This window comes from Streptomyces aurantiacus JA 4570 (assembly GCF_000414115.1).
GTDB classification, from domain to species: Bacteria; Actinomycetota; Actinomycetes; order Streptomycetales; family Streptomycetaceae; genus Streptomyces; species Streptomyces aurantiacus_A.
This window is the reverse complement of the sequence record NZ_AOPZ01000078.1, coordinates 47,784-73,970: the sequence shown is the minus strand read 5'-3', so window position 1 is coordinate 73,970 and position 26,187 is coordinate 47,784. Positions and strand designations below refer to the sequence as shown.

22 protein-coding genes are annotated in these 26,187 nt (G+C 71.5%); 10 read left to right on the top strand and 12 right to left on the bottom strand.

Going from position 1 to position 26,187, the window contains the following annotated elements; all coding sequences use genetic code 11:
* Positions 1-79 precede the first annotated feature (79 nt).
* From STRAU_RS11075 to STRAU_RS11055, 5 genes are all read left to right on the top strand, one after another.
* The gene (locus tag STRAU_RS11075) at positions 80-1,234 is read left to right on the top strand and encodes an ATP-grasp domain-containing protein (protein ID WP_037658648.1); all 1,155 of its coding nucleotides are present in this window, start codon (positions 80-82) and stop codon (positions 1,232-1,234) included.
* A 62-nt stretch (positions 1,235-1,296) separates the two neighbouring features.
* Positions 1,297-2,457, top strand: coding sequence for an ATP-grasp domain-containing protein (locus STRAU_RS11070; RefSeq protein ID WP_037658647.1), 1,161 nt, complete (start codon positions 1,297-1,299; stop codon positions 2,455-2,457).
* A gap of 198 nt (positions 2,458-2,655) precedes the next feature.
* Positions 2,656-5,439 (top strand): non-ribosomal peptide synthetase, encoded by a 2,784-nt coding sequence (locus STRAU_RS11065; RefSeq protein WP_016640378.1) that lies wholly within the window; start codon positions 2,656-2,658, stop codon positions 5,437-5,439.
* 57 nt (positions 5,440-5,496) lie between these two features.
* A complete protein-coding gene (locus STRAU_RS11060) occupies positions 5,497-6,444 on the top strand; it encodes an NAD-dependent epimerase/dehydratase family protein (RefSeq protein WP_016640377.1) in 948 nt (315 codons plus the stop codon).
* A 255-nt stretch (positions 6,445-6,699) separates the two neighbouring features.
* On the top strand, positions 6,700-8,421 hold the full coding sequence (locus STRAU_RS11055; protein ID WP_259299881.1) for a pyridoxal phosphate-dependent aminotransferase: 1,722 nt from the start codon (positions 6,700-6,702) through the stop codon (positions 8,419-8,421).
* Between the two features lie 59 nt (positions 8,422-8,480).
* On the opposite strand, the gene STRAU_RS11050 is transcribed toward STRAU_RS11055, so the two are convergent.
* A complete protein-coding gene (locus tag STRAU_RS11050; RefSeq protein ID WP_016640375.1) occupies positions 8,481-8,915 on the bottom strand; it encodes a cupin domain-containing protein in 435 nt (144 codons plus the stop codon).
* Between the two features lie 169 nt (positions 8,916-9,084).
* On the opposite strand from STRAU_RS11050, the gene STRAU_RS11045 reads away from it, so the two are divergent.
* Positions 9,085-10,215 (top strand): hypothetical protein, encoded by a 1,131-nt coding sequence (locus STRAU_RS11045; RefSeq protein WP_037658645.1) that lies wholly within the window; start codon positions 9,085-9,087, stop codon positions 10,213-10,215.
* 60 nt (positions 10,216-10,275) lie between these two features.
* Here the strand turns inward: STRAU_RS11045 and STRAU_RS11040 are convergent, their stop codons facing one another.
* The 3 genes from STRAU_RS11040 to STRAU_RS11030 all read right to left on the bottom strand — a co-directional run bounded on the left by STRAU_RS11040 (position 10,276) and on the right by STRAU_RS11030 (position 14,059).
* The gene (locus tag STRAU_RS11040; RefSeq protein ID WP_037658643.1) at positions 10,276-12,378 is read right to left on the bottom strand and encodes a xanthine dehydrogenase family protein molybdopterin-binding subunit; all 2,103 of its coding nucleotides are present in this window, start codon (positions 12,376-12,378) and stop codon (positions 10,276-10,278) included.
* 74 nt (positions 12,379-12,452) lie between these two features.
* Positions 12,453-13,445, bottom strand: coding sequence for an FAD binding domain-containing protein (locus STRAU_RS11035; RefSeq protein WP_016640372.1), 993 nt, complete (start codon positions 13,443-13,445; stop codon positions 12,453-12,455).
* The gene (locus STRAU_RS11030) at positions 13,442-14,059 is read right to left on the bottom strand and encodes a (2Fe-2S)-binding protein (protein WP_016640371.1); all 618 of its coding nucleotides are present in this window, start codon (positions 14,057-14,059) and stop codon (positions 13,442-13,444) included. Before STRAU_RS11030 ends, STRAU_RS11035 begins: the two co-directional genes overlap by 4 nt.
* Before the next feature lie 212 nt (positions 14,060-14,271).
* On the opposite strand from STRAU_RS11030, the gene STRAU_RS11025 reads away from it, so the two are divergent.
* The gene (locus tag STRAU_RS11025) at positions 14,272-16,053 is read left to right on the top strand and encodes a carbamoyltransferase family protein (protein WP_016640370.1); all 1,782 of its coding nucleotides are present in this window, start codon (positions 14,272-14,274) and stop codon (positions 16,051-16,053) included.
* Between the two features lie 42 nt (positions 16,054-16,095).
* Here the strand turns inward: STRAU_RS11025 and STRAU_RS11020 are convergent, their stop codons facing one another.
* Both STRAU_RS11020 and STRAU_RS11015 read right to left on the bottom strand, forming a co-directional pair.
* Positions 16,096-17,196, bottom strand: a complete 1,101-nt coding sequence (locus STRAU_RS11020) for a winged helix DNA-binding domain-containing protein (RefSeq protein WP_037658687.1) — start codon at positions 17,194-17,196, stop codon at positions 16,096-16,098.
* Between the two features lie 39 nt (positions 17,197-17,235).
* On the bottom strand, positions 17,236-17,661 hold the full coding sequence (locus tag STRAU_RS11015) for a VOC family protein (protein WP_016640368.1): 426 nt from the start codon (positions 17,659-17,661) through the stop codon (positions 17,236-17,238).
* Positions 17,662-17,765: 104 nt separating this feature from the next.
* Here STRAU_RS11015 and STRAU_RS11010 point away from each other — a divergent pair, with 104 nt between their 5' ends.
* Positions 17,766-18,881 carry a helix-turn-helix transcriptional regulator gene (locus STRAU_RS11010; protein WP_052029045.1) on the top strand — a complete coding sequence of 372 codons (1,116 nt, stop codon included), beginning with the start codon at positions 17,766-17,768 and terminating at the stop codon, positions 18,879-18,881.
* On the opposite strand, the gene STRAU_RS11005 is transcribed toward STRAU_RS11010, so the two are convergent.
* The 5 genes from STRAU_RS11005 to sph form a co-directional block, all read right to left on the bottom strand.
* On the bottom strand, positions 18,799-20,349 hold the full coding sequence (locus tag STRAU_RS11005; RefSeq protein WP_016640367.1) for a carotenoid oxygenase family protein: 1,551 nt from the start codon (positions 20,347-20,349) through the stop codon (positions 18,799-18,801). The genes STRAU_RS11010 and STRAU_RS11005 overlap by 83 nt on opposite strands.
* 188 nt (positions 20,350-20,537) lie before the next feature.
* Complete coding sequence (locus STRAU_RS11000; protein WP_063890343.1) at positions 20,538-21,380, bottom strand: aminoglycoside 6-adenylyltransferase; 843 nt, start codon at positions 21,378-21,380, stop codon at positions 20,538-20,540.
* 46 nt (positions 21,381-21,426) lie between these two features.
* Positions 21,427-22,305: a DMT family transporter gene (locus STRAU_RS10995; RefSeq protein ID WP_259299880.1), complete on the bottom strand. Its 879-nt coding sequence runs from the start codon at positions 22,303-22,305 to the stop codon at positions 21,427-21,429.
* The gene (locus STRAU_RS10990) at positions 22,277-22,906 is read right to left on the bottom strand and encodes a MarR family winged helix-turn-helix transcriptional regulator (protein ID WP_016640363.1); all 630 of its coding nucleotides are present in this window, start codon (positions 22,904-22,906) and stop codon (positions 22,277-22,279) included. The genes STRAU_RS10995 and STRAU_RS10990 overlap by 29 nt, the downstream gene beginning before the upstream one ends.
* Positions 22,907-22,961: 55 nt before the next feature.
* The gene (sph, locus tag STRAU_RS10985) at positions 22,962-23,942 is read right to left on the bottom strand and encodes a sphingomyelin phosphodiesterase (RefSeq protein ID WP_016640362.1); all 981 of its coding nucleotides are present in this window, start codon (positions 23,940-23,942) and stop codon (positions 22,962-22,964) included.
* Positions 23,943-24,232: 290 nt separating this feature from the next.
* Here sph and STRAU_RS10980 point away from each other — a divergent pair, with 290 nt between their 5' ends.
* Positions 24,233-24,916, top strand: a complete 684-nt coding sequence (locus STRAU_RS10980; protein ID WP_078621133.1) for a GNAT family N-acetyltransferase — start codon at positions 24,233-24,235, stop codon at positions 24,914-24,916.
* On the opposite strand, the gene STRAU_RS10975 is transcribed toward STRAU_RS10980, so the two are convergent.
* Positions 24,866-25,438, bottom strand: coding sequence for a GNAT family N-acetyltransferase (locus STRAU_RS10975; protein WP_016640361.1), 573 nt, complete (start codon positions 25,436-25,438; stop codon positions 24,866-24,868). The genes STRAU_RS10980 and STRAU_RS10975 overlap by 51 nt on opposite strands.
* Positions 25,439-25,558: 120 nt before the next feature.
* Here STRAU_RS10975 and STRAU_RS10970 point away from each other — a divergent pair, with 120 nt between their 5' ends.
* Positions 25,559-26,179, top strand: coding sequence for a TOPRIM nucleotidyl transferase/hydrolase domain-containing protein (locus STRAU_RS10970; RefSeq protein WP_037658641.1), 621 nt, complete (start codon positions 25,559-25,561; stop codon positions 26,177-26,179).
* The last annotated feature ends 8 nt before the right edge of the window (positions 26,180-26,187 follow it).

Below are 26,187 nucleotides of genomic sequence, written 5' to 3'. Positions count from 1 at the left end.
GCTGGATCGCAACCCGGGCGACAGTACGGCAAATGGCTTCTCGACAGTTCTGGCTAGCTGTAATTCGGGGGATGCAAGAGTGCCGACATTGATAGTGATCGGGTACCGGGACGATCTCGACCAGGCGGTGCGGCGCCGGGGCCTGGAACCCTTCTATATCGTGCAGCCACCCGTGACGCCGCCGAAGGGCCGGAGCTTCAGACGCGTCACCGACATGGAGAACGTCCAGGAAGTATTGCGGGCGGTGCTTTCCGCGCCTCTTGACGAGGTGGCGGGGGTGCTCAGCGTTCACGAGATGGGCGTTTTCGGTGCGGCCTATCTGCGGCAGCAGCTGAATCTCCCCGGGAACGCGGACTCCAAGACGGCGCTCTATTTTCGGGACAAGTATCTCCAGAAGAGCAGGCTGCCTCCGCACATCAGGCGGGCACGCTGCCGCTACGTGACGGCCGATACTTCCTTCGCGGATCTCGTGAACGATCTGGGGGAGGTGTTCGTCATCAAGCCCGCCACCGGGGCCGGCGCTCTCCGCACCGAGATCATTCGCTCCCCGGAAGACTACGCGCGAGCCTTGAAGCCGCTGCCGGGCCAGTCGGACGTGGCGATCGTCGCCGAATCCTTCATAGACGCCTCAGAAGTCTATATGGACGGCATCTGGACGGACGGCGGCCTTCGATGGTCGTCCATGAGCCGCAATCACATCGCACCGCTCAGTGCCGTCAAAGGCGGCATCCTGGCCGCGCACATACTCGACAGAAATCAGCATCCGGACATGTTCCGACAGGCGGACGCTGTCGTCCGCCAAGTTCTCGAGAGTCTCAACGCGCCCGATTGCGTATTCCATGTGGAGATGTTCACGGAAGAATCCGGGCTGACGTTCGGTGAGTGCGCGATCCGGCTCCCGGGGGCGCTGTCGCCACAGGTGAACAAAATGACGTACGGCGTCGACCTCTTCGACGCCGAGATCAGCCTCGCGCTGGGCGAAGAGATAACCCAGACCCTGGACAGCGGTACACCGGACCGCTTCTATGGATACATGCTGCTGCGTCGTTCCGACGGATTGACCCGGCAGGACTTCGAACGCAACTTCGTCTTTGACGAAATCGACTACCCCTCGTCGCCCGATGCGCCGATCGGCCCCTACGGCCGCTTCGGACAGGCCATCGTGTCCGATCCGGACGAGCTGAAACTGCAGAAGACGATCGAGGACATCGTGCGCTTCAATGAGCTCGGCTGACGGCGGAGATTTCGCCGGCGGAATCGCCGAGATCGGCCGGTTGTCATACGGGGGACACAAGAATGCCGACAATGATCGTTATCGGGTACCGGGACGACCTCGACCAGGCGGTGCGGCGCCGCGGCCTGGACCCCTTCTATCTCGTGCAGGCGCCGGTGAGCCCGCCGACGGGGCGGAGCTTCAGACGCGTCAGCGACATGGAGAACGTCCAGGAAGTATTGCGGGCGGTGCTTTCCGAGCCTCTTGATGAGGTGGTGGGGGTGCTCAGTGTTCATGAGATGGGTGTCTTCGGTGCGGCCTATCTGCGGCAGCAGCTGAATCTTCCCGGTAATGCGGACTCGAAGACGGCGCTCTATTTTCGGGACAAGTATCTCCAGAAGAGCAAGCTGCCGCCGCACATCAGGCGGGCACGCTGCCGATACGCCTCCAGAGACACGGAGTACTCGGATCTCGTCAACGATCTGGGGGAAGTGTTCGTCATCAAGCCGGCCACCGGAGCCGGAGCACTTCGGACGAGTGTCGTCCGCTCCCCGGAAGACTATGCGCAAGCATTGCGGCCACTGCCGACCCAGTCGGACGTCGAGATCGTCGCCGAATCCTTCATAGACGCTCCGGAAGTGTATATGGACGGCATCTGGGGAGAGGGGGATATTCGCTGGTCGTCCATGACCCGTTACCATCGCTCGCCGCTGAGTGCGGCACAGGGCGGAATCCTGGCAGCACACATGCTGGACAAGACACGTCATGCCGAGCTGTTCGCCGAAACGGAAGCCCTCGCCGGGCAAGTGCTCGACAGTTTGAACGCGCCCGATTGCGTATTCCATCTGGAGGTGTTCACGGAAGAATCGGGGCTGACGTTCGGTGAGTGCGCGATCCGGCTCCCGGGGGCGCTGTCGCCGCAGGTGAACAAAATGACGTACGGCGTCGATCTCTTCGACGTGGAAATAAGCCTCGCATTGGGCGAAGGAGTGACGCAAACTCTGGACAACGGTACACCCGACCGCTTCTATGGCTACATTCTGCTGCGGCGCCCCGCGCACGGTTCGCTGACGCAACAGGATTTTGAGCGCAACTTTATCTTTGATGAAATTGAGTACTCTTCCTCGCCCGACACGAAGGCCGGCCCTTACGGCCGCGTCGGGCAGGCGATCGTGTCCGACCAGGACGAGCTCAAGCTGAAGAAGACGATCGAGGACATCGTCCGCTTCAACGAGCTCGGCTGACCTTCCCCAGGCCGTTTCGGCCGCCCCCGATCCTGGTGCGCGTCACGCCGTCCGGCCATGACCATGGCCGACGCTCGGGGCCCTGACGTATGGGCAGTGACGAGCCGGACAGCAATTCAGAACCTCTATCAAACATCCGCTCGCGATGAAACTTCAGGGCCGCATGCCCGGCCCTGCCGATCGGAGGTCTCCGCCCCCATGCCCGAAAACATTCCTGCCACCACGCCTGCCACCACGCTCCCGCACCTGCTGGAGAACGCGGCCCGTGACACGGACCGAGGCATCACATTCATCGGTGACCCAGGTGGCTCATTCCTGTCCTACGCGGAATTGCGGGAGAGCGCCTGCCGGGTTTCTCAAGGGCTGCGCGGTCACGGTGCCGCGCCGGGCGACCGGGTATTGATTGTCGCCACCGAGCCCGAGCAGTTCTTCCGCGTCTTCTGGGGGTGCGTGCTCGCCGGTCTCGTGCCGTGCCCGCTCGCGCTCCCGGCCGACCCCTCCCGGCGGCAGACGCAGCTCGGGCACCTGCGGGCACTCCTGGGCGACCCGCTGGTGGTCGTGTCCAAGACGGCGTACGGCGATCTGCCCGACATCGGCTTGCGCACGGCGACCGTGGAGGATTTGAGCCACACCTCGCCCGACCCCGCACAGGACCACGTGGCCGCTCCCGACGACCTCACGCTGCTGATGCTCACCTCTGGCTCCACCGGATCGAGCAAGGCGGTCCGGCTCACCCACGCCAACCTGCTCGCGGCGCAGGCGGGCAAGGCCGATGCGCTGCGACTGGGGCCCGCCGACACCACGTTGAACTGGATCTCCACCGATCACATCGCCGCCATCGAGGCGCACCTGCTGCCGATGTTCAACGGCGCCGACCAGGTCATGGCGACCCCGGCGACGGTGCTGGCCGACCCGGTCGAGTTCCTGAGGCTGCTCACCGCGCACCGGATAGGGGTGACGTTCACCCCCAACTTCCTGTTCGGCCAGATCAACCAGGCACTCGCACAACGGCCCGCCCCGCAGCAGGAGGTGGACCTTTCCCAGGTGCGGTACATCATCTCCGGCGGCGAGGCCACCGTGACCGCCACCGTCCGGGACTTCCTGACCACCCTGTCCGGATACGGACTGCGCGAGGACGTGATCGTGCCGGCCTTCGGCATGACCGAGACCTGCGCGGGCAGCGTGTTCAACCCCGACTTCGCCACCCGTGACCTGGACACGGAGTTCCCCCCGCTGGGCCGCCCGGTGCGGGGCCTGCGCATTCGCATCACCGACGGAGACGGCACAGTGCTGGCTTCCACGGACGACCCCGGGACCGCGGCGGCCCGGCCCGGAACGGCCGAACCGGGAGAGGTGCACCTGCGCGGCCCCATGGTCACCGACGGGTACTACGGCAACGACGAGGCCACCGCCCAGGCGTTCACCGCCGACGGCTGGTTCCGCACCGGCGACCTGGGCCGCCTCGACTCCGACGGCCGGCTGGCGCTGGTCGGCCGGACCAAGGACTCCGTCATCGTCAACGGCGTCAACTACTACAGCCACGACCTGGAAGCGGTCCTGGACAAACTCGACGACGTGCGGCGCGGGCAGATCGCGGCGTTCCCGATCCGCCCCGAGGGCGCCGATTCCGAGCAACTAGCCGTCGCGTTCGCCCCGTCGGGCGACCCCGCCGACGACACCGCCGTGTACCGGGCCATCGTGGCCATCCGCAGCTCCACGGTCATGCACTGGGGATTCCGCCCCCAACTGATCCTGCCCGTCGACGAGAAGCAGATACCGCGCAGCAACCTGGGCAAGATCCAGCGGACCCGGCTGCGCGGGGCCGTCGAGGCCGGGGACCTCGACGCGGCGGCGCGCCGGGCGAGCGAGGTGAGCACCCGGTTCCTCGGCCCCTACGTGGCGCCGGAGGGAGAAGCCGAGACCACCCTCGCCGCCGTCTACGCCCGCGTACTGAACGTCGCCACGGCCGTGCCCGCGACCGCCAGCTTCTTCGATCTGGGCGGAACCTCACTGGACGTCCTGCGGCTCAAGCTGGAGATCCAGGCCGCGTTCGGCATCGCCGACGTACCGATGGCGACGCTCCTGCAGGCCCCGACCGTGCGCGCCCTGGCAGGCCGCCTGACCGGCGCCCAGGGCGTTGAGGGAGACTCCGCCTACGATCCGCTGGTGCCCCTGCAGGTCACGGGCGACGGCACGCCGCTGTTCTGCGTCCACCCCGGCCTCGGGGAGGTGCTGGTCTTCGTCAACCTCGCCAAGTACTTCACCGGCGAGCGGCCGTTCTACGCGCTGCGGGCGCGCGGCTTCGGGCAGGGCGAGACCCACTTCGGGTCGTTCGCCGAGATGGTCGCCACCTATGTGGAGTCGATCCGGCGCGTCCAGCCCCACGGCCCCTACGCCGTCGCGGGCTACTCCTACGGCGGTGCCGTCGCCTTCGAGATCGCCAAACGACTGGAGGCCGACGGCGACGAGGTCAAGTTCGTCGGCGTCTTCAACCTGCCGCCGCGCATCGCCGACCGCATGAACGAGATCACCTTCACCGACGGCGCCATCAATCTCGCGCTGTTCCTCGAACTCATCGACGCCGCCGACGTCGAAGGGCTGACCACCAGCCTCCGCCTGCTGCCCGAGGCCGAGCAACTGGCGCACCTCGTCGAACAGGCGCCGAAGCGCCGCCTGACCGAACTCGACCTGACCGTCGAGCGGTTCACCGCCTGGGTGCACCTGGCGCAGAACATGGTGCACCTGGGCCGCGACTACGAACCGTCGGGATCGGTCGCGCGGACGCAGGTCTTCTACTGCACCCCGCTGCGCGGCACCAAGCAGGAGTGGCTCGACAACCAGCTCCGGCACTGGGACGACTTCACGCGCGACACCAACCGGTACGTCGAAGTCGACGGTGAGCACTACACGCTGATGAGCCCTCAGCACGTGGGGACCTTCCAGGCGACCCTGCGGCGTGAACTGGCCCGTGCGCTCGGCTGAGGAACCCGGCGACTCGAGGACAGCCCGAGACACAGAGAAGACCAGGAGCCACTGATCATGCAAGGCAAGAAGATTCTCGTCACCGGAGGCACGGGGCAGGTCGCCAGGCCCGTCGCCGAAGCGCTCGCCGCCGACAACGAGGTGTGGTGCCTCGGCCGGTTCGGAGACCCGGCCGCCCGCAAGGAACTGGAGGAATGCGGCGCCCGCACCTTCACCTGGGACATGGCCACCGACGACCTGGAGGGCCTGCCCCGCGACTTCAGTCACGTACTGCACTCGGCGGTGCACCGGGGCGACCGCCGGGACTTCGAGGAGACCGCGCGCGTCAACGCCGCCGGCACCGCGCGGCTGATGACCCACTGCGCCGCCGCGGAGGCGTTCCTGTACGTCTCCTCCGGCGTCGTCTACCACCGCGCCGACCGCACCCACCGCTACCGGGAGGGCGACCCCCTGGGCGGGACGGCGCCGTGGCTGCCGACGTACCCCATCGCGAAGCTCTCCGCCGAGGGCGTCGTGCGGGGCCTCGCCGAGGCACTCGGACTGCCCTCCGTGATAGCCCGCCTCAACATCGCCTACGGCCCGTACGGCCACGGCGGCGTACCCATGATCCTGTTCAGGGAGATGCGCGAGGGGCAGCCGTGCGCGGTGCCGCGCGAGGGCCAGAACTACTGCAACCTGCTGCACACCGACGACGTCGTCCGACAGGTCCCCCTGCTGTGGGAGACGGCGCAGGCGCCCGCGCGCGTCGTGAACTGGGGCGGCGACGAGGAGGTCGGCATCACCGACCTGCTGGAGTACATGTCCGCGCTCACCGGAGTGCCGGTCCACCTGGACCGCGGCGACTACAGCCGCGAGACAGCGATCTTCGACCACAGCGTCCGCCGGAGCCTGATCGGCGACTGCTCCGTCGGCTGGAAGGCCGGCATCGCCCGCACCATGGCCGAGTCGTTCGAGGAATACCGCGACCGCATCCACGCACACGAGCTCGACAGCGAGCGGGGTTAGCATGCGCAGGCCCATCGACACCGACGCCCTGCAGCGCGTGATGCGCGCCGCCCTCTCCTCCGAGGCGGCCGTGTGCGCGCCGGCCCAACTGGCCCAGGACGCCGCCGCGTTCGCCGCCCTGGACCCCGCGGTGCTGCGACGTCCCACGCTGATCGGCGGCGCGACCCCTTACGGCCCCACCAGCCCCGCCCCACCAGCCCCGCCCCCACCGCCCACGCCCTCGACGCGCTGGTGCGCCGCGCGGAGGCGCTGGACGTGCGCCAGATCCTCGTGCCCGGCGTGCGCCGCAGCGACGACACGGGCCCGCTGCGGGCAGCCGGGTTCGTGCCCTTCGCCGCGGGCTCCGAGTGCGTCCTGTGGCTGACCGGAGACGTGGAGGACGTGCTGCGCCGGCACGTGGGCGACGACCGGCACCGCGAACTCCGCGGCCACCACCACGCGCTGTCCCAGGAAGTCACCTGGGAACGGATCCCCCTGAGGGAACTGGACGGAAGCCCGTGGGCGCGAGACGCCTTCGTGGAACTCCACCGGCGCCACGCGGAACGCCAGGGCGACCTCCCCAACCCGTACAACACCGCGGCCCTCGACGCCCTGGTACAGGGGGAGTTGGGGGCCCGCACCGACATGTTCGTACGCCGCCGGAAGGGCACCGTCGTCCAGGCGGGGCTGACGACGACGTCCCACAACGGCCGGGGAATCTACTGCCTCACCCAGGCCGTCGACGGCCCCCTCGCACCCGACAGCCTCCACGAAGCCACCGTGTACCAGCTGTACCTCGACTCCCGGCACGCCGGCCTGGACTGGGTCCACCTCGGCCGGGGCGACGAGGAGGGCGGACGCCGCCTCGGCGCCGACCTGTTCGTGCCCCTCGACCACTGGCTGCGCGCCGAGGACCTCACGGCGCCGGAGCAGGCCGAGGCGGAGCCGGCGCTGTCGAGGTTCGCGGCTCCCCCCGTGACGACGGTGCCGGTCCCGGGGCCGGCCCGCTTCCGGCACATGCCGCGCTTCGACACGGTGGACCTGTCGAGCAACACCAACCCGTTCCTGGGCGGCGAAGGCCAGTACCCCCACCTGGACACGGCGGAACTCGCCAGGACGTACCTGACCACGATCGGCGGGCTCCCCGGCCACGAGGGCGTCGGCGCGCTGAGCACGGATCACCTGCTGTTCACCAGCGGCGCGGTCGACGGCGTCATGCTGCTGCTCGCCGCGCTGGCCTCGCCCGGCGAGCGGGTCTGCGTCACACCGCCCACCTTCCCGCTCTACACCCACTTCGCCCGCGTCCTGCGCCTGCCCGTCGTCGAGGCACCGCTGCGCGGCGACGAGCTGTCCGAGCTGGACACCGAGGGAATCCTCGCGGCCGATCCCCGCGTGACGATCCTGTGCGACCCGAACAACCCGGTGGGGACCCGGCTCGACCGGGCCCAGGTGCTCGACCTCGTCGCTCGCGCCCGCGGCCTCGTGGTGATCGACGAGGCATATGTCGAGTTCAGCGAGAACCCCTCGTACGCGGGGCTGATCGAGCGGCACGACAACCTCATCGTGCTGCGGACCCTGTCGAAGGCATGGGGGCTCGCCGGCGCCCGCTGCGGGATCGCCCTGGCCCAGCCCGGTCTCGTCGAGGCGCTGCGGCGTGTGCAGGTGCCCTTCGGGTTCACCGACGCCTCGCAGCGCTCCGTACGGGACCGGCTGACCAACTCGGGACCGGCGCTCGCCGCCATCGCGTCGATCCGGGCCGAGCGGGACCGGATGGCCGCGGCCCTGGCCGAACATCCCGTGGTGGAGCGCGTCTTCCCGTCCGAGACCAACTTCCTGCTGGTCCGGCTGCACAAGCACGAGCGCGTCATGGAGCGGCTGCGGGGTGCGGGGATCGCCGTCGCCGACACCGGGCACGTCGTCCCCGCCACCTGCCGCGTATCCGTCGGCGATCGGCGCGCGAACGACGCCCTGTTGGAGGCGCTCTCCTTCGCCCTGTGAGTGTCCGTTCTGTGAGTGAGGGGGTGTGGGCGGCGACAGCGCCGCCCACACCGACGCCGTCAGTCGAGCGGAATGGGCTCGTTCGCTCCGTCCCGCTTCTCCTCGACAATCAGGAACGAGAGAACGTCGTCGCCAATGTTCTTGAGGTCGTGCAGGTGGTATTGGTCCGCGGTGAAACGGAAATGGAGGGTCTGGCCGCGGACGTAAGAGATCTCTCGCGTGCTGCCGTCGCTGTTGTGCTGGCGGGCCCGTCCGTTTGTGAGCGCTATCCAGGTGTAGTCCAGCACATGCCGATGAACAGGAATGCGCTCTTCCGGCTGGAGCGTCGTCTCCCAGACGCGTACGGAATCGGTCTCGTTCAACAGGGACTGGCCGAGGCAGCCGTTGTGTACGTTGTCGATGAATTCCTGCCGGAGCGGAGGGCTCCAGCGGTCGAATTCCTTGGCGACGACAGTGCTGGTGAGAGCGGGGGCGGAGGAGGACGCATTACCCACGAGCCGGTTCCTTTCGGTCGAGGCGGCGAGTTGCCTGCGTCAGGCTACAACTGGCCGAAATGCAACGGCAAGGATTCGTGACGGGGCGGAATTTGTCACGTGCGTGGCTAGACCGGGGAGTTCCGCTGGTTGAGGGTGGTCCGTCCTACCCGCGTGGAAGGAACCAGCGATGAGACGCAGACAATTCGTGGCAGGAACGATCGGCGCGCTCTCGGGGATCACACTCGGTTCGGGGCCGGTTCAGGCCACCGGGGCGGCATCCCGTGCGCAAGGCTGGCAGGCCGTGCCGGCGCCCGGCAGCACCCCGGCCGCGCAATTGCGCCGGATTTCCGCCGCAGGACCCCAACTGGCCTGGGCCGTCGGCGAGGAGGGCCTCGCCGGGCCGTCGCGCGGACGTGCGCTGGCCATGGTCTGGAACGGCACGGCCTGGTCGAAGACCGACCTGTCGCACCTGGGTCACACGCGGCTGACCGATGTCTCCGGCACCTGCGCCACCTCGGCGTGGAGCGTCGGCACGCCCGCCGGGCAGGCGAGCCCGCTGCTCCGCTGGAACGGCACCACCTGGCGCGAGACCGCCTTCCCGGGACAGGGCGAGCCCGACGTACGGCTGCACGCGGTCGTGGCCGGACCCGACGGTCGGGTGTGGATCAGCGGCAGCCGGGGCGGCGCCGCCCGCCTGCTGCTCGGCGACGGCGGGCGGTGGCGGTGGCTGGACCCCCTGCCCGTCGCGAGCGCCAACCTGTACCGGATCGTGCTGCGCTCGTCCGGCGAGGTCTGGGTGAGCGGCGACCAGGCAAGTGGCGGCGGCTGGTCGGGACTTGTGGCCCGCTGGGACGGAGCGTGGACGGTCCTGCCGCCGATCGCGGGTGCCCGCCTGGGCATCGGCGATGTACACCCGGACGGAGTGGACGACGTCTGGGCGGTGGGCACCGAGGCGGGCGTCGGCGGACCGCCGGGACGCCCCGGCAACCCCGCCCTGGCCCATTGGGACGGCACGGCCTGGACGCGGCCGCAACCCGGCTTCGTGGTCGGCGCGTTGAGCGGCATCGCCGCCGACGCCCAGGGCCGCGCCGCATGGATATCGGGCTGGAACTACCAGGACCAGAGCCGCACCACCTACCTGCGCAAGGACGGCGCCGCCTGGACCGTCGTCCGCGGCCCCGCCGGCACGGCCACGGCCCCCTACCTCAACGACGTGACCCCCATTCCCGGCACCGCGAGCTTCTGGTCGGCGGGCATGACGAGCCCCACACCGGCCCCGCCGACCGAGGCGTACACGGAACGCCTCGACGTCGCCTGAGCGGCCTCGGCGCACCGGGGAACTCCGCGTACCGGGGAAAGGGGAGAGGTGCCGGCCCGGTCAGCCGGGTCGGCCCGCGAGACCGCCGAGCACCTTGTCCGGCGTCAGCGGCAGTACGCGGAAGCGCACGCCCGTCGCGTGGTGCACCGCGTTGCCGATCGCGGCGGCGGTGCCCACGATGCCGATCTCGCCGACCCCCTTGCTTCCCATCGGGTTGAGGTGGGCGTCGGTCTCGTCGAGCCAGTGCGCCTCGACGCCCGGTACGTCGGCGTGCGCGGGCACGTGGTACGACGCCAGGTCGCACTCCGTGAAGTCGCCGAACGCGGCGTCCATCGTGCTGCCCTCGGTGAGCGCCATGCCCAGGCCCATGGTCATGCCGCCGACGAACTGGGAGCGCGCGGTACGGGCGTTGAGGATCCGCCCGGCCGCGTACACCCCGAGCAGTCGGCGGACCCGGACCTCGCCCGTGACGGTGTCGACACCGACCTCGGCGAAGTGCGCCCCGAAGGCGTGGCGCGCGTACGGGCTTTCCGCGTCGGCCCGGCCGGAGGTGTCCGCGTGCGCGCGGATCCCCTCCGCGGGCAGCGGCCCTGTGTGTGCCGTGAGCAGCCCCGCCAGCTCACGGCACGCCACGTGCACCGCCCAGCCCCAGGACGCGGTCCCCGACGAGCCGCCCGCCAGCGGAGCCGACGGCAGATCGCTGCTGCCCACCTCCGTGCGCACCCGCTCCAGCGGCACCTCCAGGGCGTCCGCCGCCACCTGCGCGAGCACGGTGCGGGCACCGGTACCGATGTCGGTGGCGTTCACCCGCACCACGAAGGTGCCGTCGGGCAGCGCCCGCGCCTCGGCGGTCGACGGCGACACCAGCACCGGATACGTGGCAGACGCCACGCCCGTACCGATCAGCAAGGGCCCCTCCGCGCGGGACCCGGGCCGCGGATCGCGCCGGGACCAGTCGAAGCGCCGCGCGCCCTCGCGGAGGCAGTCGACGAGATGCCTGCTGCTGAACGGCTTGCCGCTGTCCGGCTCCCGCTCCGGCTCGTTGACGATGCGCAGCTCCACCGGGTCCATGCCGAGCTCGGCCGCGAGCTCGTCCATGGCCGACTCCAGGGCGTACATGCCGGGCGCCTCGCCCGGGGCGCGCATCCACGAGGGGGTGGGCACATCGAGCCGGGCCACGCGGTGGACGGTGAGGCTGTGCGAGGCGTCGTACATGACGCGGGCGGGCACCGCCGCCTGCTCGACGAACTCCTTGATGCGCGAGGTGTGGGTGGTGACCTCGTGGGTGAGGGAGGTCAGCCGGCCGTCGGCGTCCGCGCCCAGGCGGACCCGGTGCAGGGTGGGGGCGCGGTGGCCGACGACGGCGGGCAGGAAGCGGCGCGGGAACGAGACGGTGACGGGCCGGCCCGTCTCGCGGGCGGCCATCGCGGCGAGGACGACATCGGGGCGCGGAGTGCCCTTGGAGCCGAAGCCCCCGCCGACGTGGTCGGCGACGACGGTGATGCGCTCCTCGGGAATCCCGAACAGCGCGGCGAGGGTCTCGCGCACCGTCGTGCCGCCCTGACTCGACGAGTACACGGTCAGGTGGCCCTGGTCCCAGTGCGCGGTGCTGGCGTGCGGCTCCATGGGGTGGTTGTGCAGCGGCGGCACCTCGTAGGCGACGTTGACGCGGGCGGCGGGGGAGTCGCTCGCGCGGCGGCCGTGCTCGCGGCGGGTGGGATGCTCGCCGTTGACGCTCTCGGGTTCGTAGGCGTCGGGGTGATCCGTCGTCAGGGTGACGTCGTGGTCCTCCGCCGCGTACTCGACGCGGACGGCCGCCGCGCCGGCGCGCGCGGCCTCCAGGGACTCGGCCACGACGAGGGCGACGAACCAGCCGCGGTGCGGCACCGCCGGATTCTGCAGCACGCCGAGGATGGGGTCCTCGGGCTCGGCGATCCGGGGAGCGTTCTCGTGCGTGAGGACGGCCAGGACGCCGGGCAGGCGCAGGGCGGCCGCGGCGTCGACGGCCGTGACCCGGCCGCGGGCGACGGTCGCGGGCACCGGCCACGCCTGGGCGCGGCCCGGCAGGTCGTACTCGGCGGCGTAGCGGGCGCCGCCGGTGACCTTCAGATGTCCTTCGCGGCGCTCGGCGGGAGCGCCGAGGGCGGTACCGGTGCCGGGCATGGAGTCCTCCTGTGACATGACGGTGCGGGCCCGCGGACAAGACGGTTCGGCGGCTCGCGGCTCAGGTCGCGGGCTCAGGTCGCGGCAGCCGACGCGAGCCGGGTCAGCACGTCGACGGCGATGTTGCGGGCCAGCGGCACCTTGTAGCCGTTGTCCCGCAGCGGCTCGGCCGCGGCGAGTTCCAGTTCGACGGCGCGTGCGAAGGCGGCCGCGGTGGCGGGCCCGCCGAGCAGCGCCTCCTCGGCCCGCTGGGCCCGCCAGGGCCGGTGGGCCAGCGCCCCGAAAGCGATACCGGCATGCGCGACCACGCCGTCCGACACCCGCAGCACCACCGCGACGGACGCGAGGGCGAACGCGTACGAGGCCCGGTCGCGGGCCTTGCGATAGGCCGACGGCAACCCGGCCGTGGCGGCGGGCAGCACCACCGACGTGATCAGCTCACCGGGACGGATCTCGGTGTCCCGCTCCGGGTGCTGCCCGGGCAGCCGGTGGAACGCCGCCGCCGGAACGCTCCGGGCGCCCAGCTCCCCGTACAGCTCCACGCGCGCGTCCAGCGCCGCCAACGCCACGGCCATGTCCGACGGATGGGTGGCGACGCAACTCTCGGAGTGCCCGAGGACCGCGTGATCCCGGTGCACGCCGTCACGGGCCCCGCAGCCGCTGCCCGGCTCGCGCTTGTTGCAGGGCTTGGACACGTCCTGGAAGTACGGGCACCGGGTGCGCTGGAGCAGATTTCCGCCTGTGGTGGCCGCGTTGCGCAACTGGCCGGAAGCGCCCGCGAGCAGCGCCTGCGACAGCGCGGGGTAGCGGTCGCGGACCAGGGGATGCGCCGCGAGATCACTGTTGCGCACCGCGGCGCCGACGCGCACCGAGCCGTCGGGCAGCTCCTCCACCGTGTCCAGGGGCAGTCGGCTGACGTCGACGAGGACGGCCGGGCGCTCCACGCCCAGTTTCATGAGGTCGACGAGGTTGGTGCCGCCGCCGAGGTAGCGGGCGCCGGGATGCGCGGCGAACGCCTCGGTCGCCTCCTCGACGCTCGCGGCCCGTACGTATCCGAAGGGCTTCACCGGACCACGTCCTCCACGGCCTCGACGATGCGGGGGTAGGCGCCGCAGCGGCACAGGTTGCCGCTCAGCCGCTCGCGGATCTCGTCCGCGTCCAGCGGGACCGGGCGGCCCGAGGGCGTGGCGGGCACGGTGACGTGCGAGGGATGGCCGGCGGCCGCCTCGTCGAGGGCACCGAGGGCCGAGCAGATCTGGCCCGGCGTGCAGTACCCGCACTGGAAGGCGTCCCGGTCGAGGAAGGCCCGTTGCAGCGGGTGCAGCTCCTCACCGTCGCCCGCGAGCCCTTCGACCGTCGTCACCTCGCAGCCGTCGAGGGCGACCGCGAGCTGCAGGCAGCTGTTCACGCGGCGCCCGTCGAGCAGGACCGTGCAGGCCCCGCACTGGCCGTGGTCGCAGCCCTTCTTGGCGCCGGTGAGGCCGAGGTCCTCGCGCAGTACGTCGAGCAGGGCGCGCCGGTGGTCGACCACGAGGGTGTGGGGCTTGCCGTTGACCCGGAGCGTGGTCGCGGAACGGTGCTCGGTGGTGTCGGGACGGTGCTCTTCGAAGCCGGAACGGTGCCCGGTCGGCGGCGCCGGACGCTCGCCGCCCGTATCGCCGTCGTGGATGTCGCTGCCCATGGTGTGGATGACCTTCCGGACGGGCCGTGGTGCTGTGCAGACCGCGTGCCCAAGCTGCCACACCCGACACATCCGGGCACGCCGGGCGACGCCGGACGTGGACGGGCCCCGAGTCCGTCACATACTCCTCGTGCACCACTCCTATCCCTCCCGTATCCGCGCCGAGTAGCCTGCGTCCGCCGTTGCTGTCGTGCTGGGGAGGCTGAGGGCCAGTGATCGTGCTCGGTTACAACGGATTCACCAGGGGTGCGGAGCTTTTCGGGCGGCTGTACGGGGCGAGGGGCATCGACCGCAATCTCCTGGTGGGCCATGACGCCGCGGCGGCGCTGGTGATCGACGGCGAGGTGGTCGCGGCGGTCGAGGAGGAGCGGCTGAGCCGGGTCAAGAAGACCTCGGACTTCCCGGTGAACGCGATCAACTGGTGCCTGGAGTCGGCCGGCGTCGAGCTCGACCAGGTGGACGTCTTCGCCTTTCCCTGGCGCTTCTCGGCGACGGTGGGCGAGCGGATGATCTCCCGGATATGCGACACCGACCTGTCGGTCCCGGCGAAGTTCGACGCCCTGCGGCGCACGGGCGAGCTCTACACCGGCATGCTCGGCCCCGACGCGGTGTACGACGACTTCGTCCGGCGCACCGGCCACGAGCTGGACCCCAACAAGCTCGCCCTGGTGCCCCACCATCTGGCCCACCTCATGTGCGGCGCCTACCTGGCCGGCGGGGGCGACGCCGCCTTCCTGGTGAGCGACGGCCGGGCGGAGACCCTGTCCTCCGTCATGGGCGAGCTCTGCAACGGCGTGGTCCGCGTCTTCGACGACAGCGCCGTCGACATGACCAGCTCCCTCGCTGTGGCCTACGGACGGATCACCCGCTATCTGGGGTTCGTGCCCAACAACGACGAGTACAAGGTGATGGGCCTGGCCGCGTACGGCCCGCCGCCCGGTCACAACCCGCTGCTCGAACGCGTCGTCCGGCTGCACGAGAACGGTTCGTACACCGTCTCCGTCCCCCGGGACTGCGACGCCTACTACGCGCTGTTCGACGACCTCTTCGGCGGCGACAGCGAGAAGCGCGAGGAGTTCGACTTCCGGGTCAAGGTCGCCGGCTTCGCCCAGCACATGGTCGAGGCCGTCACCGCCCATCAACTGCGGGCGCTGACCGCGGCCTCCGAACTGGACCACCTGCTCTTCGAGGGCGGCCTCGCGCTCAACTGCGTGGCCAACACGAAGATGCTGGAGAGGTCGTCGTTCACCGGCATGGACGTCAGCTTCGGCGCCAGCGACCCCGGTGTCGCCATCGGCGCGGCCGTGTACACCGCGGGTCTCAGAAACCGCCCCGCCGACGCCGTCACCACCCCTTACCTGGGCCCCTCGTACGACGAACAGCACACCCTGGACGCGCTGGCGGAGTACGCGGACCGCGTCGAGTGGCAGGAGGAGCCCGACGGCGCCTCGGTGGCCGACAGGACGGCGGAGCTGCTGGCCCAGAAGAACGTCGTGGGCTGGTTCCAGGGCCGTACCGAGTTCGGGCCGCGCGCCCTGGGCAACCGCAGCATCCTCGCCAACCCGGCCTTCCCCGACATCAAGGACATCATCAACGTCCGGGTGAAACACCGGGAGCCGTTCCGCCCGTTCGCGCCAGTCGTCCTCACGTCCGAGGCGCCGCGCGTCTTCGAGATGGGCAAGAAGACCTCGTCGCCCTATATGACGTTCGTCTTCCCGGTGCGCGAGGAGTACCGGGAGCGGATCCCCGGCGCCTGCCACGTGGACGGCACGGCGCGCGTCCAGACGGTCGACGAGCGGCAGAACCCGGCCCTCGCGGAGCTGCTGCGCGCCTTCACCGCGCGCACGGATGTGCCCTGCCTGCTCAACACCTCCTTCAACGTGGCCGGTGAGCCCATTGTCTGTTCGCCGCGGGACGCGTTGGAGTGCTTCCTCGCCACCGAGATCGACTACCTGGTCATCGACCGGTTCGTGGTCACCAAGAGGGACCGCTGAGCCGTCCGTCCCCGCCGCCGCGTCGGGGGCCGTGGGCGCCCCTCAGCCCGGAGAGGCGGCGACCCGTACACGTCGGCTCTCCTGGTCGGAGAGGAACGACGCCAACTCCCGCCCCTCCTCGGCGACGGCGGCGCGGTCGGCGCGGGAGAACCGGCGCAGCGGGGTGACGACCACGGTGCCGGCGTCGACGACCCAGGTCGCGGCGACCCGGCCGTCGACGAGGACGACGCGCTCCCCGGCGACCGACAGGCCGCGGTGGGCGTCGTCGATGATGCGGCTGCGGTTCTGGTAGCCGAGGATCGTGTTGTCGAACGCGGGCAGGAACCGCACCGGGGCCGGGGTGTCGGGGTCGGGGAGGGGAGCGCCGGGCAGGTCGAGCAGTTCCCGGCCCTGCCCGTCCCGGTGGCCGACCAGCTCCTCGCGGAGGGCGGCCACCGCGGCCGGCAGCCCCGCGAGGCCGCACCAGGCACGCAGGTCCGATGAGGTGGCGGGGCCGAACGCGGCCAGGTAGCGCCGCACCAGCGCCTGGCCGACCGGGTCGGAACCGTCGGGGGACGGCGGGGCGATCTCCTGGCCCAGCCAGGAGGAGAAGGGGGCGTAACGCGCTCCCGCCTTGGTGCGCCACAGCCCACGCGGCGGCAACTGCGCCACCGGGATGAGCGCGGCGACCAGCATTTCCCCCAGCGCCCGCGGGCCCGGCTCCGGCCAGCGCTCGGCGAGCGCCCGCGCCAGCTCGGTCATCGTGCGCGGCTCTCCGTCGGCAAGCACCTCCCGGCCCGCCGCCGCGAGTTCGTCGAGGTCGACCCCGGCGAGCTCGTCGCGGTAGACCCCCAGGACCCGCTGGCGCAGCATGGCGTCGTGACGGGCCCGCCAGGCCAGGGCGTCGGCGGCGGTGACGAGGTGAACGGTGCGGCGCATCAGAGGGGCCCGCACCACGCGCCGCCCGGTCAGCAGGTCCGAGAGCACCGACGCGTCGAAGCCGCGCAGCCGCGACCAGAGCCCCACGAACGGCTCCTGCGGCTCCTGCGCCTGCAGACCGCAGAGGTGCGCCACGGCATCCAGGGCGGGCAGGTCGGCGCGGTCGAGCAGCAACTGCCGGGCCAGCGTCGCGCGGTTGAGCGCCCGGTTGTCGAGCACGGTCATCTTCACTGGTACGTCCTCACTGGTACGTCCTTGCGCCGGTCACGAACCGTCGTACTCGACGACGACGTCCACCACCCAGGTGACACCGAACCGGTCCGTGAGCATCCCGTACAAGGGCGACCACTGCGCGCGCCCCAGGGGCTGCAGGACGGTCGCGCCGTCGGAGAGCCTCTCCCAGTACGCGGTGATCTCCTCGGGCGTCTCGCCGCGCAGCGAGACGAAGAACGCGTTCTCGCCCCGGTTCCAGGGCAGCCGCGCGGGCACGTCGTAGGCCATCACGCGAAAGCCGTTGTCGGCGGCCACCTGGCCCCACATCACCTGGTCCGCCTCGGACGGCTCCTGGACGTTTCCTGCGTCCTTGTACGTGACCATGGCGACGTCCCCGCCGAACACGGACTGGTAGAAGGTGAGCGCCGCACGGGCGTCACCGCGGAAGTTCAGGTGGGTCACGGCGTTGACGGACATGAGTGGCTCCTTGCCTCTGGCTTCGACGGGCCGTCCGGCCCGCTGATCACAGTGGCAGGAGAAGCGGACAGGTCGTGACCGCTACTCGGGGCAGTATGGGGATCATGCAGAAGACCTCAGCGCGACTGCTGTCGTTGCTCACGCTGCTCCAGGCGCGCCGGGACTGGCCGGGCGCGCTGCTGGCCGAGCGCCTGGACATCAGCCCGCGCACCGTGCGCCGTGACGTCGACCGCTTGCGTGAACTCGGCTACCCCATCGTCGCGACGAAGGGACCCGAGGGCGGGTACCGGCTCGACGCCGGCACGGAACTGCCGCCGCTGTTGTTCGACGACGACCAGGCCGTGGCCCTCGCCGTGGCGCTGCGGACCGCATCCGTCACCGGTGCGGGCATCGAGGAGGCGGCGGCGCGCGCGCTCGGCACCGTCCGCCAGGTCATGCCCGCACGGCTGCGCCACCGCGTCGACGCGTTCCAGGTCACGTCCGTCGAACGGCCGGGGGCGGGGGCGGGGGCGCACGCGCGGGTCGACCCGGAAGTTCTCGTGACGCTCAGCGCGGCCGTCCGCGCCCGCGAGGTGCTGCGCTTCGACTACGCCCCGGCAGCTCCGCAGGAAGCCCTCGCCCCCGACGACCTGGCACCCCCTCGGGAAGCCGCCGCCCCCGCGGCGGCCCCGCCACGCCGCGCGGAGCCGCACCATCTCGTCGCCCGGGGCGGGCGCTGGTACCTCGTCGCCTGGGACCTCGACCGCGAGGACTGGCGGACCTTCCGCGCCGACCGGATCACCCCGCGCACACCCACGGGCCCCCGCTTCCCCTCGCGCGACCTGCCGGGAGGCGACGTGGCCGCCTTCGTCACCAGCAGGTTCCAGGGCGCCGACGGCACCGGCGGCTGGCCCTGCCGAGGCGAGGTGATCCTCGCCTTGCCCGCCGCCGCCGTGTCCCCGCACGCGCCGGACGGAGTCGTCGAGGAACTCGGCCCGGACCGCTGCCGGCTCGTCCTCGGCTCCTGGTCATGGCCCGGGCTCGCCGCCACCATCGGCAGGTTCGACGCCGACATCGAGGTCGTCGGCCCGGCCGAACTCGGAGCCGCCTTCGCGCACTTGGCCCGCCGCTACGCCGACGCCGCGGCGGGCGCGGACCTCACGCGTCCGCCACCCAGCTCCCGTGGAAACCCAGCGGTACCCGCCCCGGCAGCTGGACGCGCGCCAGCGGGCGACCGGTGAAGTCCTGCGCCGAGAGGACCACCAGGTCGGTCGCGCCCCGGTCGGGGTCGTTCACGTACGCCACGATGTAGCCGTCGTCCTCGTCCCGCGCGCCACGCCGCGGCACGAACACCGGCTCGCTGGCCGCCGCCCCCTTCGGGAACCGGTGCACCTGCCGGGTGCCGCGCAACAGGTCGTGCTTCACCAGGCAGTTGGTGAACTTGTCGTCCGGCGGCACCCCGTCGACGGTCTCGTACGCACGCCACATCTCCGCGGCACTGGCGGTGTATCCGAAGCGGTGCCGACGGGACACCCGGGCCTCGTTGACGCGGGGGAACTCCTGCGGGCGGTCGTCGAGGCGGACACTGCCGACCCGGCCCGCGCGCAGATCGATCGTCCACCGGTCGAGCGCCGGGGCACCGGTCGCGGACGGCCCGCCGCTGCCCCGGCCCGCCGCGTAGAAGGGAGCGGGCATCGAGGAGAAGTCCACCACCACCGTGTCGCCCTGGTCGTAGGCGTTGAGGGTGTGCGAGTAGTACATCGGGTCGACCTCGAACCAGCGGGCGGTGCCACCGGCCCGCGGCAGCACACCCACCCGCATCGGGTGCTCGTCGTTCCAGACGTACGGGACCACCGCGCCCGCCTCGGCGGCCTCCGCGTCGAACGTGATCGGGACGTCCACGATCACCACGTACTTCTGGGTGAGCGCGAAGTCGTGCATCATCGGTGCGTCCGCCACCGGGACTTCGGTCGTCCGCGCCACCCGGCCGGTCCGGTCGATCATGAGGTGACGTACGTGGTCCCAGGTCGGGTAGTACGTCACGGCGTGCAGCTCGTCCGCCACCGGGTCGTACTTGGTGTGCGCGGTGAACGCGCCCCGCAACGTGGAGCGGAAGTCGTAGGGACGTACGGTGTTCAGCTCGCCGTCCAGCTCGTAGGGCAGCGGCCCGCCCTCCTGCAGCGCCAGGACGCGGCCCTTGTACGGGATCACGTGCGTGTTGCACGCGAAGTCGTCCGGCGGCACCTCGCCCGGGTACTTCTCCCCGAGCTGCTTCGCCACCCGCGACGAACGCACCCACCGGTTGCGGTACCACTCGGCGCGCCCGTCGCGCAGCCGCACCCCGTGCACCATGCCGTCGCCCAGCATCCAGTGGTGCGCCCGCACGTCCTCCAGGCCCAGCGCGTTCGGGCCGGTCCGCAGATAGCGGCCGTCGAGGTCCCGCGGCAGGCGGCCGGTCACCTTCAGGTCGAACGCGGTGAGTTCCTCGGTGACCGGGGCGAAGGCGCCCTCCAGGAAGGGCAGCGCTCCCTTGCCCGCGCCCTTGCCCGTCGCCGCCGTGCCTGCGCCCCTGCCCGTCGCCGCCGTGCCCGCCGTCGCGGCCCGCGCCGCGGGGGCGGACCGGCCGAGCCCGAAGCCCTCGGCCACACCGGTCGCCGCCGCGAGCGTCGCCCCCTGCAGAATCCTGCGCCGCGTATGACTGGTCATCATGTCTCCCCGTCCGTCGTCGGTCGCCCGGCGGTGGGCCCGGGCTCGTCGCTGGTGACAGGAAGAATCCTCGGCGGCCGCGGGCCACGAGTCAGGAGGTCTGGGACCCGGGCCGGGGTGGCGTCAGCACCACCCCCGGCCCCACCCCCTGACCGGCCGTCGTTCCCAACTTCCGCGCGAGGAGCGCCTCTTCACAGCTCCGGGATCCGGTCGAGCGTGGGCCGGATCGCGTGCTCGGCCCTGTCCGGGTACGGGAAGCCGTGGGCGTCCGCGACCTCCCGGGCCAGGCGGGCGAAGAGGTCGGCGGTCGCCCGGGCCGCGCGCAGCGTGTCGTCGGCGGTGAAGTCGCCGAAGGTCTCCGGGAGGCTGTCCCACACTCCGGGCGCCGCCCAGCGCCGCATGCGTGTCCCGCCGTACCAGACGTCGTGGTCGGCGCCCCGTCGCGTCAGCGCGTGCCACTCGATCATGCACTCGAGCAGTTCCTTCGTGGTCCAGTCCCGGGACTTGGCCACCCAGAGTTCGCCGCGCGCCAGATAGCGCGGCAGGTGCGCGACCTCGAACCAGAACTCGGCGCACAGCTCCTCGAACTCCTCGGCGTCCGGCAGTTCGGCCGGAACGGTACCCGTCGCCCCGGGCAGTCCGGCGGCCGCGCCCTCGCGGTCCCACAGGATCTCGTAGCCCCGCTCGTGCAGGTCGTCGAGCCCTTCGGCGGTCATCTTCGCCAGGCGGTCCACCGGCACCACCTGGAAGTCGACCTTCACCCCTCCTTCGAAGAACACCAGCCGCGCCGGGTTCTCCCACGGGCCCTCGAGCCCCACCTGGACCACCACCGGGCCCAGCCCCTCGACCCACGCGCCGTCCTCATAGCGGTCCGTGTCCGTGGTGTAGAGCTCGATGTCGTGGTCGGAGAAGGCGTCCACGGTGCCGTCGTGGCGAGCCCGTGAACCCGTGCGCAAAACGGCCTGGATGTCCTGCTGTTGCCGGGCCCACTCAAGTACCCGGCCGACGATGCCGTCCTCGGTTTCCGCGATCATGCCGAGCACGCTACTGCACGGCAGGGCGGGGCAGCCGCGGGGCTGGTCAGGCCAGGGAGATCAGCGCGATCGCGGCCCCCGCGCACACCAGGCCGAACTGCTGCGCCCGGGTGAGGCGTTCATGGAGGAAGGTCATGGCGAGCACCACGGGGATGGCGGGGTAGAGCGCGGTCAGGACGACGGCGAGGGACAGCAGCTGTTCGCGCGTCGCGAGGGCGTACATCGTGATCGCCGCGGTGCCGAGGGCGCCGGCGCCGACACAGCTCCAGGCGAGCCGGCCGGGCATGCGCAGCCGGTCGGCGTGCCGGGCGACGGTGGGCAGGAGGACAAGGACCGAGGCCGCGCGGCTGGCGACCAGGGGCCACAGCCCGGCGGCGGGGTCGGCCTGGGCCAGCGCGATGAACTGCAGGGCGAAGCCGGTCCCGGCGATGAGGCCGTCGCGTGCGCCGGAAGCGGTTCTGCCCCGGCCGTCCGCGTCACCCGTCCCACCGGTGTGGCCGGAGCGGGACACCAGCCACAGCGCCGCCGGCGCCGCGCCGATCCCGCACCAGGCCGCCACGCCGGGGCGGTCGCCGAGGAAGGTGATGCCCACGAGGACGGGCAGGGCGACGGCCGCCACGTCGCTCAGCGGCACGACGACGCTGAAGCGGCCGCCGCTCATGCCCCGGTAGAGGAAGGCCACGCCAAGACCTGTGCCGACTCCGGACAGGGCTCCCCAGCCCAGGGCGCCGCCGCCGACGTGCGGCGCGGCGACGAACGGAGCGACGACGAGGGCCAGGACGGTGCCGCCGACCTGGCCGATGAGCGCGACCGCGGTGCTGTGGACGCGGCGGGCGAGGAGGCCGTTGAAGAAGTGGGTGGCACCGAACAGCAGCGCCGACAACAGCGCGAGGAGCTCACCCATCGTCCGGATCGCCTCGCTCATCCCTGGCGCCCCGCTTGCCCCTGGCACTCCGTTCGCCCCGGGCGCCCTGTTCGTCCCGGGCGCCTCGCTCGCTCCGGGCGCGCCGGTCGCGATCGGCCTGCCCCACCGGGCACGTCGCCCGGTCCCTGACGCAGACGTCCCGGTCGCACAGACGGCAGAGACGCTCGGCGTCACCGGGCAGCCGGCAGAGGCCGGTGAGGAGTTTGCCGAGCAGCAGGTCGAGCTGCGCCCGCTCGTCGCGGCCGAGGTGGCGCAGCGCCGCCCCCAGCGCGTCGCCACGGGCGGCGAGGAGGCGGCGCGCGGCGGCGGTGCCCGCCTCGGTGGGGCGGACGGCGACCGCGCGCCCGCGGGTGGACGTCCTGCGGACCAGCCCCTGCCGTTCGAGGCCGTCGACCATGCGGGCGGCGGCCGACTGCGTCAGGCCGACCCGCCGGCCCAGCTCCGTCACGCTCAGGTCCGGGTCGCCGGCCAGCACCACCAGCGCGGCCGCGCCGCTGCCGCTGGTGCCGGCCGCCGCGCCGACCCCCGACAGGAGCAGATCGCTCAGCGCCAGCGCGGTCGCCCCGAGGAGGTTCGCCGTACGGGATTCCGCATCATGCATGACTCATGCATTACCCGTGTCTCCTGGGCGAAACCCGAGGGCCGTGCTGCCTGTCCTACTCGGCCACGACCGGATAGTGGTCGGACAGGTTGGTGTACGTGTACTCCTTGCCCCAGCTCGACACCGTCCAGGGGGCGCTGGTCTCCTTCACCACGTCGTTGCGCCAGCCCGAGGGGCGGGCGTGGCCCTGGCGGTGCAGCACGTAGTCGAGGTCCTCGCGGGGGTCGTCGGGGTAGCGCTCGGAGGCGATGGAGTTGTCCTTCGTGTCGAAGGAGTACGGGTGCCCGGTGCGCGCGTCGGCGGGCGCGAGCCCGGCGTCGGCGAGCATCGACGCGTACTCGCCGCTGTGCCGGTCGACGTTGAGGTCGCCCGCCACCAGGACCTGCTCGTTCGCCGGGATCTTCTTGGCGTCCAGGAAGGCGTCGAGCTCCTTGAACTGCTTGGCGCGGGTGGTGGCGGCCTCGCCCGCGGAGCAGCCGGGGTCGGTGGACTGGGCGTGGGTGCCGACGACGTGCGCCTTGGTGCCGTTCACGTCGAGCACGGCGTAGACGAAGCCCTTGTTGGAGTGGGAGTCCGACCCGCAGGCGTCCTTGTAGACGTACTGCTCCTTGCGCACGATCGGCCACTTGCTCAGCACCGTCACACCGCCGTCCTCGGGCGTGACCGAGGAGTAGGCGCCGCCGGTGGCGTCCCAGCCGCTCTTCGACCGGCCCACGACGGGCGTCTGGTGCGGGTACTCGCCCCTGGCGTGCTGCTGCAGGGCGTCGGAGGAGGAGTTGTCGAACGCCTCTTGGAGGACGACGACATCGTTGCCCCGGAAGAACCCGGCGGCGGGGATCTCCTTGGCGCGGTGGTCCTGGCCCCAGTTCGGGTACAGCGTCTTGCTGAAAAGGAAGGCGTTGTACGTCAGCACCTTCAGGCGCGGAGTGGCTTCCGCGGCCGCCGCGGTGGGGGCCGTCGCGACCAGCGTCGCCGTCGCGGCGAGCGCTATGCCGACGGCGCCGGCCGCGTACGTACGCGGCGTGGAGTGGGGCATGGAGGATCTCCCTGTGGGGGTGGGGACGGGTCCGGTCGAACACACCGGCGCAGATCATCCAAGGCACCGCGGGTTACGGCCAGGTGGCGCGCACGTGATGATCACTTGCAGCGTCATCACACTTCGGGCGCAACTGGGCCCGGGAACGCGGGATCCGGCTTGATCGTTGCAGGAGTGACAACCGGACGTGCCGGTTGCAGGAGCAGTGCCGGCCGCTGCAGGAGCAGTACCGGCCGCGCCGTCGGTCGTGCACGCCGTCCGTCGTGCAAGGAGAAGATCGGAGAGAATTCATGTCGCCGGCACCCCTCGTGCGTCCCGCCACCGCGCAGGACTCGCCCCTCGCCGTCCGGACCCTCGCCGGCGCCTTCGCCGACTACGCGTTCACCCGGCACGTGATCGCGGCCGACGGCCACGTCGAACGTGTGCGGCGGTTCCAGGAGTTGTTCCTGACCCGCGTCGGTCTTCCGTACGGCCGGGTCTGGGTGACCGATGACGCGCGGGCCGTCGCCGTGTGGACCACTCCGGATCAGGACCCGGCGCCCGGATTCGCCGAAGTGGGCCCGTTGATAGAGGAGTTGGCGGGGGAGCGGGCACCGGCCTTCGCCTCCGCCGAGCGCGCGCTCGAACCGCACCGCCCGCGCGAGCCGGTGTGGTTCCTGGCGACCGTGGGCGTGGACCCGGACGCGCAGGGCCACGGGCTCGGCCGGGCGGTGCTCGGGGCCGGGCTCGACGCGGCGGACCGCGCCGGCCGCCCGGCGTTCCTGGAGACGTCGAGCGAACGGAACGTGAAGTTCTACGAGAACCTCGGCTTCGCCGTGACCGCGGAGGTCGAACTGCCCGACGGCGGCCCCCGAACCTGGTGCATGCGCCGCGAGCCGACGCCGGGGCGGGCGGCTCCCGGGCAGGCCCCGGGCGGCGACCCGTCAGCGCAGGTCGAGTCGCATCAGGACCCGGGGGTGACCGGCCAGCACTGACGTGGTGTCGGCGGCGTGAGTGAACCCCGCGCGTTCGAAGTTCTCGCGCAGCCCGGCGTACGCCATCGTCAGATCGACCCGGGCGGCACCGTTGTCGAGGGGGTACGCCTCGATCGCGGGGGCGCCGTGCGCGCGGGCGAACTCGACCGCGCCGGCGATGAGGGCGTGCGAGATCCCCTTCTTCCGGTGACCGGGGCGTACGCGAACACACCACAGCGACCAGACCGGCAGCTCGTCGACGTGCGGGATCTTGCGGTTGCGGGCGAAGGAGGTGTCCGAGCGCGGTGCCACGGCGGCCCAGCCGACCGGCTCGTCGCCGTCGTAGGCGAGCACTCCCGGAGGAAGTCGCGCACGGCACAGCTCGGCGACGTACTCACCGCGGGCCGGCCCGCGCAGCTCCTTGTTGAGCCTGGACGGGATCCGGTAGCTCAGGCACCAGCAGACGTTGGCTCCGGGCGACTTCGGGCCGAGCACGGCACGGACGTCCTCGAAAGCCGAGGCCGGGCGGACTTCGATGACCATGGCGACACGTTCCCACGGCGCACGCGTCGGCGCTGCTCGGATTGTCCCGCGTCGCTCCGCGGACGGCTCGGCGGCGGAAATTCCCTACCGTGGTGAAGGGAAAGGGCGGAGACTCCTCCCATGGCTGACATGGAGTCGTTCCGGGAAGCGGTCGCGGCCTGGGCGGCCGGCGGCCCCGGCGACCCCGCGCGCGAGCTGGCCGCCCGGCTGCCCGTCCGGACAGCCGTCCTGCTCGAAGGGCCGAGCGACGCCGCAGCGGTCGACGCGCTGGCCGCGAGCCGCAACCGGGACCTGGAAGCGGAAGGCGTCTGCGTCCTGCCGATGGGCGGCGCCATGAGCGTCGGCCGCTTCGCCGGTCTCCTCGGGCCGACCGGCCTCGGCCTGCGCCTCACAGGACTGTGCGACGAGGCGGAGCGCCGCTACTACGCCCGCGGCTGGGAGCGGGCCGGCGTGGCGGAACAGGGCTTCTTCGTCTGCGCGGCTGATCTGGAGGACGAGCTCATCCGCGCGCTGGGCGTGACACGGGTGGAGGAACTCATCCGCGCGGAGGGCGACCTGCGCGCCCTGGAGACCTTCCTGCGCCAGCCCGCCCAGCAGGGCCGTCCCCCACAGCAGCAGCTGCGGCGCTTCCTCGGCACGAAGAAGGGACGCAAGATCCGCTACGGCCACGTACTCGTCGAGGCCCTCGACCCGCACCGCGCACCCGCCCCACTCGAAGCCCTCCTCGCCGACCTCACCTGACACCGGCC

Bases quoted from the DNA above. Each gene is read 5' to 3' on its own strand.
- STRAU_RS11070 (WP_037658647.1), top strand. From the start codon at position 1,297: ATGCCGACAATGATCGTTATCGGGTACCGGGACGACCTCGACCAGGCG.
- STRAU_RS11065 (WP_016640378.1), top strand. From the start codon at position 2,656: ATGCCCGAAAACATTCCTGCCACCACGCCTGCCACCACGCTCCCGCAC.
- STRAU_RS11060 (WP_016640377.1), top strand. From the start codon at position 5,497: ATGCAAGGCAAGAAGATTCTCGTCACCGGAGGCACGGGGCAGGTCGCC.
- STRAU_RS11045 (WP_037658645.1), top strand. From the start codon at position 9,085: ATGAGACGCAGACAATTCGTGGCAGGAACGATCGGCGCGCTCTCGGGG.
- STRAU_RS11040 (WP_037658643.1), bottom strand. From the start codon at position 12,378: ATGCCCGGCACCGGTACCGCCCTCGGCGCTCCCGCCGAGCGCCGCGAA.
- STRAU_RS11030 (WP_016640371.1), bottom strand. From the start codon at position 14,059: ATGGGCAGCGACATCCACGACGGCGATACGGGCGGCGAGCGTCCGGCG.
- STRAU_RS11020 (WP_037658687.1), bottom strand. From the start codon at position 17,196: ATGACCGTGCTCGACAACCGGGCGCTCAACCGCGCGACGCTGGCCCGG.
- STRAU_RS11015 (WP_016640368.1), bottom strand. From the start codon at position 17,661: ATGTCCGTCAACGCCGTGACCCACCTGAACTTCCGCGGTGACGCCCGT.
- STRAU_RS11010 (WP_052029045.1), top strand. From the start codon at position 17,766: ATGCAGAAGACCTCAGCGCGACTGCTGTCGTTGCTCACGCTGCTCCAG.
- STRAU_RS11005 (WP_016640367.1), bottom strand. From the start codon at position 20,349: ATGATGACCAGTCATACGCGGCGCAGGATTCTGCAGGGGGCGACGCTC.
- STRAU_RS11000 (WP_063890343.1), bottom strand. From the start codon at position 21,380: ATGATCGCGGAAACCGAGGACGGCATCGTCGGCCGGGTACTTGAGTGG.
- STRAU_RS10995 (WP_259299880.1), bottom strand. From the start codon at position 22,305: ATGAGCGAGGCGATCCGGACGATGGGTGAGCTCCTCGCGCTGTTGTCG.
- STRAU_RS10990 (WP_016640363.1), bottom strand. From the start codon at position 22,906: ATGCATGATGCGGAATCCCGTACGGCGAACCTCCTCGGGGCGACCGCG.
- sph (WP_016640362.1), bottom strand. From the start codon at position 23,942: ATGCCCCACTCCACGCCGCGTACGTACGCGGCCGGCGCCGTCGGCATA.
- STRAU_RS10980 (WP_078621133.1), top strand. From the start codon at position 24,233: ATGTCGCCGGCACCCCTCGTGCGTCCCGCCACCGCGCAGGACTCGCCC.
- STRAU_RS10975 (WP_016640361.1), bottom strand. From the start codon at position 25,438: ATGGTCATCGAAGTCCGCCCGGCCTCGGCTTTCGAGGACGTCCGTGCC.
- STRAU_RS10970 (WP_037658641.1), top strand. From the start codon at position 25,559: ATGGCTGACATGGAGTCGTTCCGGGAAGCGGTCGCGGCCTGGGCGGCC.